The sequence below is a fragment of the Rhodoferax sp. EU05-FHT12H12 genome, assembly GCF_058791215.1.
In genome coordinates this window covers 542,258-555,008 of sequence record NZ_JBYTDI010000002.1, presented here as the reverse complement: position 1 = coordinate 555,008, position 12,751 = coordinate 542,258, and the positions used below count along the sequence as shown (strand labels likewise).

The 12,751-nt window shown below is 63.0% G+C and carries 8 protein-coding genes; 1 reads left to right on the top strand and 7 read right to left on the bottom strand.

The window, feature by feature from the left end; genetic code table 11:
* Positions 1-6 precede the first annotated feature (6 nt).
* The 7 genes from AC3WS7_RS07400 to AC3WS7_RS07370 all read right to left on the bottom strand — a co-directional run bounded on the left by AC3WS7_RS07400 (position 7) and on the right by AC3WS7_RS07370 (position 12,213).
* Positions 7-3,801: a nitrate reductase subunit alpha gene (locus tag AC3WS7_RS07400; RefSeq protein ID WP_492655903.1), complete on the bottom strand. Its 3,795-nt coding sequence runs from the start codon at positions 3,799-3,801 to the stop codon at positions 7-9.
* Between the two features lie 97 nt (positions 3,802-3,898).
* Positions 3,899-5,527: an MFS transporter gene (locus AC3WS7_RS07395; protein WP_296467535.1), complete on the bottom strand. Its 1,629-nt coding sequence runs from the start codon at positions 5,525-5,527 to the stop codon at positions 3,899-3,901.
* A gap of 10 nt (positions 5,528-5,537) precedes the next feature.
* Positions 5,538-6,806, bottom strand: coding sequence for an MFS transporter (locus AC3WS7_RS07390; RefSeq protein WP_296467538.1), 1,269 nt, complete (start codon positions 6,804-6,806; stop codon positions 5,538-5,540).
* 159 nt (positions 6,807-6,965) lie between these two features.
* Positions 6,966-7,646 carry a response regulator gene (locus AC3WS7_RS07385; protein ID WP_296467542.1) on the bottom strand — a complete coding sequence of 227 codons (681 nt, stop codon included), beginning with the start codon at positions 7,644-7,646 and terminating at the stop codon, positions 6,966-6,968.
* A gap of 10 nt (positions 7,647-7,656) precedes the next feature.
* Entirely contained in the window at positions 7,657-9,561 is a 1,905-nt protein-coding gene (locus AC3WS7_RS07380; protein WP_492655902.1) for a type IV pili methyl-accepting chemotaxis transducer N-terminal domain-containing protein, read from the bottom strand.
* Between the two features lie 22 nt (positions 9,562-9,583).
* On the bottom strand, positions 9,584-10,189 hold the full coding sequence (locus AC3WS7_RS07375) for a hypothetical protein (RefSeq protein ID WP_296467548.1): 606 nt from the start codon (positions 10,187-10,189) through the stop codon (positions 9,584-9,586).
* Between the two features lie 152 nt (positions 10,190-10,341).
* Positions 10,342-12,213, bottom strand: coding sequence for an ABCB family ABC transporter ATP-binding protein/permease (locus tag AC3WS7_RS07370; RefSeq protein WP_492655901.1), 1,872 nt, complete (start codon positions 12,211-12,213; stop codon positions 10,342-10,344).
* Between the two features lie 41 nt (positions 12,214-12,254).
* On the opposite strand from AC3WS7_RS07370, the gene AC3WS7_RS07365 reads away from it, so the two are divergent.
* Complete coding sequence (locus tag AC3WS7_RS07365) at positions 12,255-12,671, top strand: acyl-CoA thioesterase (protein WP_296467552.1); 417 nt, start codon at positions 12,255-12,257, stop codon at positions 12,669-12,671.
* Positions 12,672-12,751: the final 80 nt, after the last annotated feature.

Below are 12,751 nucleotides of genomic sequence, written 5' to 3'. Positions count from 1 at the left end.
CTCTCCTCAGGCCTGGGTGGTTGCGGGTGCTTCGCCGTCGAGCCAGTCGATCTTGCGCATCTTGCGCACCACCACGAATTCGTCACGGTTGGTGCCGATGGTTCCGTAGTAGTTGAAGCCGTAACTGAACTGTGCGTAGCCGCCGATCATGTGGGTGGGCTTGGTCACGATGCGGGTGACCGAGTTGTGGATGCCGCCGCGCGTGCCGGTGATCTCGGCACCCGGGGTGTTGATGATTTTTTCCTGGGCGTGGTACATCATCACCATGCCGGGGTTCACCCGCTGGCTCACCACCGCACGGGCCGCAATGGCACCGTTGGTGTTGAACAGCTCAACCCAGTCGTTGTCCACAATGCCGGCGCTCTTGGCGTCGTCTTCACTGAGCCAGATGACCGGGCCGCCGCGGTTCAGCGTCAGCATCATCAGGTTGTCGGTATAGGTGGAGTGGATCCCCCACTTCTGGTGCGGCGTGATGAAGTTGAGCGAGATCTCCTTGTTGCCGTTGGGCTTGCGGTTCATGATGTCGCCCACCGTCTTCAGGTCCACCGGAGGACGGTAGCTGGAGAGCCCCTCGCCAAACGCGATCATCCAGGGATGGTCCAGGTAGAACTGCTGGCGGCCGGTCAGGGTGCGCCATGGGATCAGCTCATGCACGTTGGTGTAGCCGGCGTTGTACGACACCGTTTCACTCTCGATGCCGCTCCAGGTCGGCGAGCTGATGATCTTGCGCGGCTGGGCCTGGATGTCGCGGAAGCGGATCTTTTCGTCCTCGCGGTGCAGGGCCAGGTGGGTGTGGTCACGGCCGGTTTGTTTGCCCAGTGCCTCCCAGGCCTTCACGGCCACATGGCCATTGGTCTCAGGGGCCAGCTGCAGCACCACCTCGCAGGCGTCAATATCGGTGTCGATGCGGGCCAGGCCCTTGGCCACACCCTCGGTGTGTACCTTGCCATTGAGCTCCTTGAGCTGGGCCACTTCGGTCTGGGTGTTCCAGCCAATGCCCTTGCCACCGTTGCCGACCTTGTCCAGCAAGGGGCCCAAGGCGGTGAAACGGGCATAGGTATTGGGGTAGTCGCGCTCCACCACCTGGATGCTGGGCGCCGTCTTGCCGGGAACCAGCTCACACTCGCCCTTGCTCCACTCCGCCACATCAAAGGGCTGGGCCAATTCGGCGGGGGTGTCGTGCATCAGCGGGGTGAGCATGACCTCCTTCTCCACGCCCAGATGGCCCACGCACACCTCGCTAAAGGCTTTGGCAAAGCCCTTGTAAATCTCCCAGTCGCTCTTGCTCTGCCAGGCCGGGTCCACCGCGGTGGACAGCGGATGGATGAAGGGGTGCATGTCGCTGGTGTTGAGGTCGTTTTTCTCGTACCAGGTGGCGGTGGGCAGCACGATGTCGGAGTACAGACAGGTGGTGCTCATGCGGAAGTCCAGCGTGACCAGCAGGTCCAGCTTGCCTTCGGGCGCCTGGTCGTGCCACACCACTTCGGTGGGCTTGGCTTCTTCGGCCCCCAGGTCCTTGCCCTGCACGCCGTGGGTGGTGCCCAGCAGGTGTTTGAGGAAGTACTCATGCCCCTTGCCGCTGGAGCCCAGGATGTTGGAGCGCCAGACAAACATGTTGCGCGGCCAGTTGGCAGGATGGTCCGGGTCTTGGCAGCTCATCTTGAGGCTGCCGTCTTTCAGCGACTGCACCACATGGTCCTTGGGGTCCAGACCCTTGGCTTGGGCATCCCTCACCACTTGCATGGGGTTGGTCTGCAGCTGCGGCGCACTGGGCAGCCAGCCCATGCGCTCGGCGCGCACGTTGTAGTCAATCAGGCTGCCGCCGAACTTGGATTTGTCGGCCAGCGGCGACAAGATTTCTTCCACACCCAGTTTTTCATAGCGCCACTGGTCGGTGTGGGCATAGAAGAAGCTGGTGCTGTTCATCTGACGGGGTGGGCGCACCCAGTCCAGTGCAAAGGCCAGGGCCGTCCAGCCGGTCTGGGGACGCAGTTTTTCCTGGCCCACATAGTGGGCCCAGCCACCGCCGCTTTTGCCGATACAACCGCACATCATCAGCATGTTGATGATGCCGCGGTAGTTCATGTCACTGTGGTACCAGTGGTTCATGGCCGCGCCGATGATGACCATGCTCTTGCCCTGGGTCTTGTCGGCGTTGTCGGCAAACTGGCGCGCCACGGCAATCACCTGGTCACGCTTCACACCGGTGATCTTTTCCTGCCAGGCAGGGGTGTACGGGGTGTCGTCGTCATAGCTGAGTGCAGCGTTCTCACCGGGCAGGCCGCGGGCCACACCGTAGTTGGCCACGGTCAGGTCGAACACGGTAGCCACCAGGGCGTAGCGCTCTTCACCGGCCTTGCCGAGCTTGACGCGGCGAACCGGCACCTTGCGCACCAACACATCGTCCACGGCGGCGCTTTGCTTGTTGGCGTCAAAGTTGGGGGTGTCAATGCCACCAAAGTACGGGAAACCGACCTCGCCCACCTCAAAGTCAGGCTGCGCGCCCTCCATCAGGCTGAGCTTGAGCGTGACCTCGGTGTCTCCCCGGGCCTCTTTGTTTTCCAGGTTCCACTTGCCCAGGTCCTCGCGTTCAGCCGCACCCCAGCGGAAACCGATGGAGCCATTGGGCAGCACCATCTTGTCGTCCTGGTCCAGCGCCACGGTTTTCCACTCGGGGTTGTTGTCCTGGCCGAGCTTGCCGTTGAAGTCGCTGGCGCGCAGGTAGCGGCCGGGCACCATGACCGTGCGGCCATCGGGCAGGGTGCGCTCTTCGAGCTGCACCAGGTTGGGCATGTCGGTGTAGCGGCGCACGTAGTTGTCAAAGTACGCGCTGCGCTTGTTGAAGTAAAACTCCTTGAGGATGACGTGGCCCATGGCCATGGCCACGGCAGCGTCGGTGCCCTGCTTGGGGTGCATCCACAGGTCAGCGAGTTTGCTGATCTCGGCGTAGTCGGGGGTGATGGCCACCGTCTTGGCGCCTTTGTAGCGCACCTCGGTGAAGAAGTGGGCATCGGGCGTGCGCGTCTGGGGCACGTTGGAGCCCCAGGCGATGATGAAGGTGCTGTTGTACCAGTCGGCACTCTCGGGCACGTCGGTCTGCTCGCCCCAGACCTGGGGGCTGGCCGGTGGCAGGTCGCAGTACCAGTCGTAAAAGCTCATGCACACGCCGCCAATCAGGCTGAGGTAGCGGCTGCCTGCGGCGTAGCTCACCATGCTCATGGCCGGGATGGGCGAGAAGCCGATGATGCGGTCCGGGCCGTACTGCTTGGCGGTGTAGACGTTGGCGCTGGCGACCAGCTGGTTGATCTCTTCCCAGGTGCTGCGCACAAAGCCGCCCAGGCCGCGCTGCTTTTGCCACTCCAGGCGGGCTTCGGGGTTTTCCACAATGCTGGCCCAGGCGTCCACCGGGCTCTTGGCCACCAGCAGGGCCGCACGCCAGTGCTTGAGCAGGCGCGCGCGGATCATGGGGTACTTCACGCGGTTGGCGCTGTACAGGTACCAGCTGTAGCTGGCGCCGCGTGCACAGCCACGGGGCTCGTGGTTGGGCAAATCGGCGCGCGTGCGGGGGTAGTCGGTCTGCTGGGTTTCCCAGGTGACGATGCCGCCCTTGACGTAAATCTTCCAGCTGCAGCTGCCGGTGCAGTTCACACCGTGGGTGCTGCGCACAATCTTGTCGTGGGCCCAGCGGTCGCGGTAGGCGTCTTCCCAGGTCCGGTCTTCACCGGTGGCCACACCGTGGCCATCGGCAAATTCCTCTTTGGGAGCCGAGAAGTGGCTCAGTCGGTCCAGAAAGTGGCTCATAGGGATACCTCTGCAATCGATTTTTTGGATGGAATCGGGCCGTAGCCCAGGTGGAATATGCGCAAGCAGCTATACATTTGGTAGCAATTCAGTGGTCTTAGGGGTTCTGGATCTCGGCGCCCTTGCGCAGGTAGAACCACCAGTTCAGCACCAGGCACACGGCATAGAAGACGGCAAAGCCGTAGAAGGCGTACTGCGGTGTGCCTGCCTTGATCTGCTGGCCGATCAGCACCGGGGCAATGAAGGCGCCATAGGCGGCCACTGCCGAGGTCCAGCCCAGCACCGGGCCGGCCTGCTGGCGGTCGAAGATGAAGCCCACGCTGCGGAAGGTGGAGCCGTTGCCAATACCGCTGGCCGCAAACAGCACGATGAACAGGCCCATGAAGGCCATGAAGTGTTGTTCGGGGGTGGGCGACTGGTAGGCCTGCAACATCACGTAGCCCACGGCGGCCGATGCCAGCACCATGATGGCGGAGATGATTTGCGTGACGATGGAACCGCCCACCTTGTCCGAAATCCAGCCGCCGATGGGGCGCACGGCAGCGCCGACAAAGGGGCCAATCCAGGCATAGGTGAGAGCCGACGGCGCATTGGGGTTCTTGACCGTGTGCTGCAACACACCCGCAGCATCGGGGATGTGCTGGAAGCCGAAGATCACGGTGATGGCCAGGGGCAGCGCCATGGAGAAGCCAATGAAGCTGCCGAAGGTGACCACATAGAGTGCGGTCATGCTCCAGGTGTGTTTGTTGCTGAAGATGGCGAACTGCTTTTGCACGTTCTCACGCATGGCACCAAAGGCAGCCAGGCGCATCATCAGCACCGCGGCCAGAATGTCCAGCGGAATCGCCACCCACATGTTCAACAGCCCCAGCCCCGTGGGCGCTGGCAGGTACAGGTACAACATGCCGATGGACGGGATGAAGGCCAGCGAGTACAGGTAGATGATCTTGGCAAAAGCCACCACCGGGTTGCCGGTGGCAGGCGACACGGTCTTGAGGTTGTTCATGCCCCACCAGCACAGGATGGACAGGGGAACGAGCGACAACACCCAGGCAAAACCGGCGTTCTGAATCCAGGTGGGAGTGCCCGCGGCAATCTTGCCGAAGATCCAGCCGCTGTCCTTGACCAGGGCTTTGGCCTCACCGCCAAAGGCGCCAAACAGGCCCACCGTCATCACCAAGGGGATGACGATCTGCATGGTGGTGACGCCGAAGTTGCCCAGACCTGCGTTCAAACCCAGCGCCGTGCCCTGCAGGCGCTTGGGGAAGAAGGTGCTGATGTTGGACATGGAGCTGGCAAAGTTGCCGCCACCCACGCCCGACCACAGCGCCATGAGCTGGAACACCCACAGCGGCCACTCGGGGTGCTGCAGCGCCACGCCGGTGCCAATGGCCGGGGCCAGCAGCATCGCGGTGGTGAGAAAAATGGTGTTGCGACCACCGGCCATGCGGATCAAAAAGCTGGCCGGAATGCGCATGGTGGCACCCGAGATGCCGGCAATGGCGGTCAGCGTGAACAACTCGGCCTGGGTGAAGGGGAAGCCCAGGTTGAGCATCTGCACGGTGATGATGCCCCACATGCCCCAGACGGCGAAGCCGCACAGCAGCGCCGGGATGGAGAGCCAGAGGTTGCGATAGGCGATGGACTTGCCGGTGCTCTCCCAGAAGCGCTCGTCTTCGGGGCGCCAGTCGGCAATGTCTGCGCGGGATGGACTGTTGGTGTTCATGAAAGGTGTCCTAGTTCTGCAGGGAAAAATTCTTGGCCTGTGCACCCATGACGTGGGCCTTGCGCACCTCGGTCCAATACATCCAGATGAGCGACACCCAGACCACGCCGTACATCAGCATGAAGGCGCTGGATCGGATGCCGGTCAGGTCCATCAGCACACCAAACAGGATGGGCAGCACAAAACCGCCCAGGCCGCCGGCCAGGCCCACGATGCCGCTGATGGCGCCGATGTTGTGCGAGTAGTCATCGCTGATGTACTTGAAGACGCTGGCTTTGCCAAAGGCCCAGGCAATACCCAGAATGAACATCAGGCCGGTGAACACATAGACGTTCAGGCCGATGTGGAAGGTGCTGGGGCCGTTCACCGTCATCACGGTGAAATCGGTTTGCGGGTAGGACAGCAGGAACAGGCAGATCCAGCTCACCCACAGCACCCACCAGGTCACGCTGTGGGCACCGTATTTGTCGGACAACATGCCGCCGAAGGCGCGCAACACACCACCGGGCAAAGAAAAGCAAGCGGCCAGCAGGGCGGCCACGCGAATGTCCAGGCCAAACTCGCCCACGTAGTACTGCACCATCCACAGCGCCAGCGCCACATAGCCACCGAACACAATGCTGTAGTACTGGCAGTACTTGATGACCTTGGGGTCCTTCAAGGCCTTGAGCTGTTCCTTGAAGCTGACGTTGTTGGACACCAGGTGGGCGGGATCGCTGTGGCTGAACATCCAGAACAGCACCAAGGTGCCCAGCATGATGGCCGCATACACCTGCGGCACCATGGTCCAGCCGAAGGCGACCAGGATGACCGGCGCGACAAACTTGTTGACCGCCGAGCCCGAGTTGCCCGCACCATAAATACCCATGGCCGTGCCCTGCTTAGCCTTGGGGAACCAGCGCGCGACATAGGGCGTGCCGACCGAGAACGAGCCGCCGGCCAGCCCCACAAACAGGCCGATGGTGATGAAGTGCCAGTACTGGGTGGCGTAGGCCATCATCCAGATGGCGGGCACGGTAATGGCCATCAGCACCGCCATGACGATGCGCCCGCCAAAACGGTCGGTCCAGATGCCCAGCGGCACCCGGATCAGCGAGCCGGTGAGCACCGGCGTGGCAGTGAGTAAACCGAACTCGGTGGCATTGAGGTTCAGCATTTTCTTGATCGGAATACCGATCACGCCAAACATCATCCACACCATGAAACACACAGTAAACGCCAGTGTGCTGACGATGAGCACCGACCAGGCTTTGCGTGCGTTGCTTAAATCAGAGGCCATATTCCATCTCCTAAGGATGGAATGACTGTCGCGCTTTGGAGGCGGATTGAACATCCGCCATTGGTACTGGCCGCTCAGCGCCAAAGAACTATGTCGCCACAAGGCGGCGTAGTTCTAAAGGAGTAGTCCGAAAGAAGTGTGGCGAAAAACTGATCTGGATCAAACCAGACCGCGGGCGGTGGCGTAGACCGCTGCCTGGACCCGCGAGCTGAGCTGCAACTTGCGCAGGATGTGCTGCACATGCACTTTCACCGTGGTTTCGGCAATGTCCAGCGCGCGGGCGATCAGTTTGTTGCTGTCGCCCCGCGCAATACACGCCAGGATCTCGCGCTCGCGCGCCGACAGGCACTCCAGCCCACCATCGGCCGGGGCGGGCCCGACCGCCAGCGTGGGCACAGCGGGCGCCGACGCAGGCTTGGCCCGGAAGGCGGCCACAAACTTGGTCATCATCTCGGGGCTGATGACCGATTCACCCGCCATGACCTTGAGCAGGGCGTCGCACAGGTGCTCGGACTCCACCGTCTTGAGCAGGTAGCCATCCGCCCCGGCCTGCATGGCCGCGGCCAGGTCCTGTTCGTCCTCGCTCACCGTGAGCATGAGGATGCGCACACCGGTGAAGGCTTCTTTCAGGGCCGCAATGCCATCCACCCCGCGCACCCCGGGCAGGTGGTTGTCCAGCAAGATCAGCTGGGGGGCCTGACTGCCCGCATAACGCAGCGCCTCGCCCATGTCCGCGGCCTGGGCTACGACCTCAAAACGGCCATCCTGGGACAGCAGGGCTACCAGCCCGCGGCGGAACAGGGAGTGGTCGTCCACCACCATCAGTCGGATAAGCGTCATGTCGGTATTGTCAGTGCAAGGGCGCCGGTGCCGACGCGGCCCCCGTCACCGGGTGGGCCGGCAACACCAGACTGACCGTGGTGCCGGCCCCAGGGCGGGACTGCACCTCGACGGTGGCACCAATGCGGGCCGCCCGCTCCTGCATGATTTTGAGGCCCACGTGGGACGTGTCGTGCCGGTGTGATGTCTGGAACCCCACCCCATCATCGTGCACGGCGAACCGCCACCGCTCGCCCTTGACCACCTCAAGGGAGACTTGTGTGGCCAGCGCGTGTTTGCGGACATTCGAGAGCGCCTCCTGCAGCACATGCAGCACTTGCACCTGTACGTCAGAGGGCAGGGGCAGCCCTTCCCCGGTCACATGCCATTGCGTGGTCAGGCCACTCTGGTGCTTGAACTTCTGCAAGGTCTCCTGCAGCGCGGGTTCGATATCGTCGGTATTGGTGCGGGTGCGAAAGTGCACCAGGAGCTCCCGCACATCGTTGATGCTTTCCTTGAGTCCGGTATCCAGTTCGTCCAGCACCAATTGCACCTGCTCTGCTTGTGCCTTGTGGGTGGCACTGCGCAGCAGTTGCACCTGGATTTTCAGAAAAGCCAGCGATTGGGCGATCGAGTCGTGCAATTCACGCGCCAGCAAGGCACGCTCCTCGCCCACCGCCGCCTCGCGCTCCAGCGCGGCAGCGCGCAGCCCCTCCAGCGCACTGGCCAGGTGGCTGGCCAGTGCGTCGAGCAGCTCCACTTCGTCTTTGGTCAGCTCCACCGTGTGGCGGAAGAACAGGTCGATCTCACCCATCAGGCGCTGCTGCAAGCGCACCGGCACACTCACCAGGCTCTCGTAGCCGGCTTTGACACAGCGGCGCAGGGGCGCGGCCGTGTGGTCGTGGATGGGGATCACGCGTGTGCGTGCATCGGGCTGCAGGCTGCCACAGGCGCAGGCGCCCGCCAGCAGGCTGCGTTCTTCCTCCAGCATGTCCTGCGGAAAGCAGTCGGACGCGAGCAAGAGGTAGCGCTGGTTGGCCTCGTCCGACCAGCGCACCGTCACTGCGTCCGCCTTCATCACCATGCGCACCCGCTGCGCAAACCCGCGCGACATCTCTTCGATGGAATTGGCCCCCGCCAAAAACGCACTCACCTCGTACAGGGCCTCGATGCGCGCGCGCTGCGCCTCGATCCGCTGGGTCTTGGCGACCACCTGGGCCTCCAGCCCGTCGTACAAGGCCTGCAGCTGGGTCGACATGCGGTTGAAGCCCTGCGCCACCTGGCCAAACTCGTCTTGGTTGTCCACCTCGATGCGGGTGCCGAAGTCCCCGGTCTCCACCTTGCGCAGCCCCTGTTGCAACTGCAGCAGCGGGTTGATGACATACAGGTAGCCGGTGTAGAGCATGAGCACCGCCCCGCCAATGGCCAGTGCCATCATGACGAACTGGAACAGATTGAGGATGGCGGTGAGCCGCGCGAGCTGGTGTTCGATGGCCAGCACCAGCGCATCGATGGCGGCCACAAACTCCTCGGCGGCGTACAAAGAAGCCTTGGCCGTGGGCGGCGGCTCCCCTGCCCACAGGCTGCGCTGCACGGACCACAGCTGGTTCACCGCGACAAAACGCCCCCGCACCCCCGTATCCCAGGGCACAAACAGCGGGCGGGAAGGGTCTCCGGTACGCAGCAACTCCAGGCTTTGGTCAAACTGCCCCACCAAAGCCAACACCTCCGTGCGCGGCAAATCCGCTTGCAAGGCGCTGGCCAGCCGCCAGGCCTGCATGCGCATGCGTCCGGCCTCGTTGACCGAGGCCGCTCCCCCCTCCAGCTGCCAAGTGACCCACAACGTGAGGCCAATCGACATGAGCGCGACCACCAGCAGGCTGGCGCCAATGCGGATCAGCTTGGTGGACAGGGAGGCGGCGCGGGATCTGGACATGCGCAAATTATGCGCGGCCGGGTCACGCGCCCCGCAGCAAGGCCTCGAAACGTGTGCGGGTGGCCGGTGCCACCGACGCCAGCACCTGCGCATACGGGGTCTTGTGCCGTGCCAGCAGGCGGGCCGAGGCCACGGCCTTGGAACGGCAATACCAGTGGCAGGTGTGCTGCATCAGGAACAGTTCGGCCGAGAGGGTGAAGGCCTTGGCCTTCTGGCTGCGCTGGGCACGGTTGTCCACCGCATCGGCAATTGCTTGGGCATGGAGGGCAAACGCCTGGCGCAGGTCGAACGTGGCCGCGGGAAACAGGGTGCTGGCAAAGGGCAGCGCGACGGGCAGCTTGCTGACCCGGGTGAGCGCCGCGTCCTCACGCGCAAACTCGGCGGCAAAGGCCTGGAACTGGTCGCGCAGCTTGACTTCCTGCGCATCCAGAAAACTCCATACCTGGGCCTGGCGCTCGGCATCGGCCTCGCCCAGTGCGCGCAGGTAGCCCTCGGTCAGGCCTTCCATGAGTTTTTCGATGTCGTAACGCGCCAAGTGGTTGCCCAGCAAGCCAATGCGACGGCGCTGGTCGCGGTTTTTGAGCACCCACACGCCCATCACCAGCGCGGCAAAAATCAGAAGGTCCATAGAGCAAACAAGAGTCAGAAAAGCGGAGGAGAAGCCGTGGGCGCAGAGTGTACGCGGCCCGGCAAAGCCCCTGTTTTGTGCGAAAAATGCTATTAATTAAGGAGCTGCTCGCGCAATAACCACGGGGGCTAGAGGCCAAAAATACCCTTAAATCACTCCGCGCTCTGCTGCAAGGCCCACATGGCTGCGTAGCGGCCGTTGGCGGCCAGCAGCTGGGCGTGGGTGCCGCGCTCGATGATGTGGCCGGCGTCCATGACCAAAATCTCGTGCGCGTCCACCACGGTGGAGAGCCGGTGGGCGATGACCAGCGTGGTCTTGTTCTGCGACACGCCGGCCAGCTCGGCCTGGATGGCGCGCTCGTTGGCGCTGTCCAGTGCGCTGGTGGCTTCGTCAAAAATCATCACCGGCGGGTTCTTCAGCAGGGTGCGGGCAATCGCCACGCGCTGTTTCTCGCCACCGCTGAGCTTCAGGCCGCGCTCGCCCACCATGGTGTCGTAACCCTTGGGCGCCGCAGCAATAAAGGCATGGATGTGCGCGGCCTTGGCGGCAGCCTCCACCTCGGTGCGCGTGGCGCCGGGGCGGCCGTAGGCGATGTTGTATTCCACCGTGTCGTTGAACAACACCGTGTCCTGCGGCACGATGCCAATCGCCTGGCGCACGCTGCTTTGTGTGACCTGCTTGATGTCTTGCCCGGCGATGGTGATGCGGCCCTGCTGTACGTCGTAAAAGCGGAACAGCAGGCGCGCCAGCGTCGATTTGCCCGAGCCACTGGGGCCCACCACGGCCACGGTTTTGCCAGCCGGAATCTCGAAGCTGATGCCATGCAGGATGGTGCGTGCCGTGGTGCCCGCGGCAGCGGTGCTGCCCGCCGGGTCATAACTGAAGGTGACGTTCTCAAACCGCACGGCGGCGTCGGCACCGCTGGCGGCCAGCTGCAGCGCCTGGGCACCGGGCACGTCGGCAATCTCGCGTTCACGCTCCATCAGCGTGAACATCTTTTCCAGGTCGGTCAGGCTTTGCTTGATCTCGCGGTAGATCACGCCCAGAAAGTTCAGCGGAATGTAGAGCTGGATCATGAAGGCGTTGACCATGACCAGGTCGCCCAATGTCATGCGCCCCTCCACCACGCCCTGCGTGGCGCGCCACAGCATGGTGACCAGGGCCACGGCGATGATGAGCTGCTGCCCGGTGTTGAGCAGGGAGAGCGTGGTCTGGCTCTTGACGGCGGCGCGGCGGTACTTCTCCAGGTTTTCGTCGTAGCGCCGGGCTTCAAACTCTTCGTTGTTGAAGTACTTCACCGTTTCGTAGTTGAGGAGCGAATCGATGGCGCGGCTGTGGGCCGTGCTGTCCATGTCGTTCATCTTCTTGCGGAACTGGGTGCGCCATTCGGTCACGGTGATGGTGAAGGCGATGTAGACGCCCAGCGCCACGATGGTGATCCAGGCAAACCAGACATCGAACTTGACTGCCAAGAGCGTGAGCACCAGCGCCACCTCGATCAGCGTGGGGATGATGCTGTAGAGCGAATAGCTGATGAGCGAGTGCACACCGCGCGTGCCGCGCTCGATGTCGCGCGTCATACCGCCGGTCTGGCGCTCCAGGTGGAAGCGCAGGCTCATGGCGTGCAGGTGGCGAAACACCTGCAGGCTGATGCTGCGCGCCGCACCTTCGGTGGCCTTGGCAAACACCAACTCGCGCAGCTCGGTGAACAGCGAGGTGGACAGGCGCAACGCGCCGTAGCCCAGCAGCAGCGCGGCCGGCACCACCAGCAGTGCGGCGGGGTCGCCCGGCTTCAGTGTCATGGCGTCCACCAAATTCTTGAGCAGCAGCGGCACCCCCACGTTGGCCAACTTGGCGCCCACCATAAAGGCCAGCGCGGCGATCACGCGCCATTTGTAGGCCCAGAGGTAGGGAAAGAGGCGACGCAGCGTGTCCCAATCCGACTTGGGGGGCACCGTGGCTGCGGCACCCGTGGCAGAAGCGGGGGCCATGGGGGCGGCGGCGGGAATACCTGAGGGGCGCATGGGGGACAATCCGGGATAAGTTTCAAGTCAGGATTGTGCCCATGTCTACCAATGCAAGCCCATTGCTCGTTCAATTACCCACAGACCAGGAACTGGTGCTCAAAGTCATCCCCATGCCCGGTGACTGCAATGCCAATGGCGACATCTTTGGCGGCTGGGTCATGGCCCAGGTCGACCTGGCCGGCTCAGTGCTGCCCGCCCGTTACACCCAGGGCCGCATGGCCACGGTGGCGGTGAACGAGTTTGTCTTCAAACAACCCGTGCGCGTAGGTGACATCTTGAGCTTCTTCAGCAAGGTCAGCCGCATCGGCCGCACCTCCATCACCGTGAAGGTGGAGGTCTATGCCGAGCGTTTTCGCAGCCAGGGGCAGTACATCAAAGTCACCGAGGCGTCACTGACCTATGTGGCCATTGACGACAAGGGGCAGCCCAGAGAGATCCCGGTTCGCGCCATTTGACGCTACAAATTATGTAGCTGTTTGCGCAATATCCACGGGCTATACAGGCCTGTTTCTTATAAATATCGCGCCACAATAAA

Excerpts from the sequence above, each read along its gene's own strand:
- AC3WS7_RS07400 (WP_492655903.1), bottom strand. The coding sequence starts at position 3,801 with ATGAGCCACTTTCTGGACCGACTGAGCCACTTCTCGGCTCCCAAAGAG.
- AC3WS7_RS07395 (WP_296467535.1), bottom strand. The coding sequence starts at position 5,527 with ATGAACACCAACAGTCCATCCCGCGCAGACATTGCCGACTGGCGCCCC.
- AC3WS7_RS07390 (WP_296467538.1), bottom strand. The coding sequence starts at position 6,806 with ATGGCCTCTGATTTAAGCAACGCACGCAAAGCCTGGTCGGTGCTCATC.
- AC3WS7_RS07385 (WP_296467542.1), bottom strand. The coding sequence starts at position 7,646 with ATGACGCTTATCCGACTGATGGTGGTGGACGACCACTCCCTGTTCCGC.
- AC3WS7_RS07380 (WP_492655902.1), bottom strand. The coding sequence starts at position 9,561 with ATGTCCAGATCCCGCGCCGCCTCCCTGTCCACCAAGCTGATCCGCATT.
- AC3WS7_RS07375 (WP_296467548.1), bottom strand. The coding sequence starts at position 10,189 with ATGGACCTTCTGATTTTTGCCGCGCTGGTGATGGGCGTGTGGGTGCTC.
- AC3WS7_RS07370 (WP_492655901.1), bottom strand. The coding sequence starts at position 12,213 with ATGCGCCCCTCAGGTATTCCCGCCGCCGCCCCCATGGCCCCCGCTTCT.
- AC3WS7_RS07365 (WP_296467552.1), top strand. The coding sequence starts at position 12,255 with ATGTCTACCAATGCAAGCCCATTGCTCGTTCAATTACCCACAGACCAG.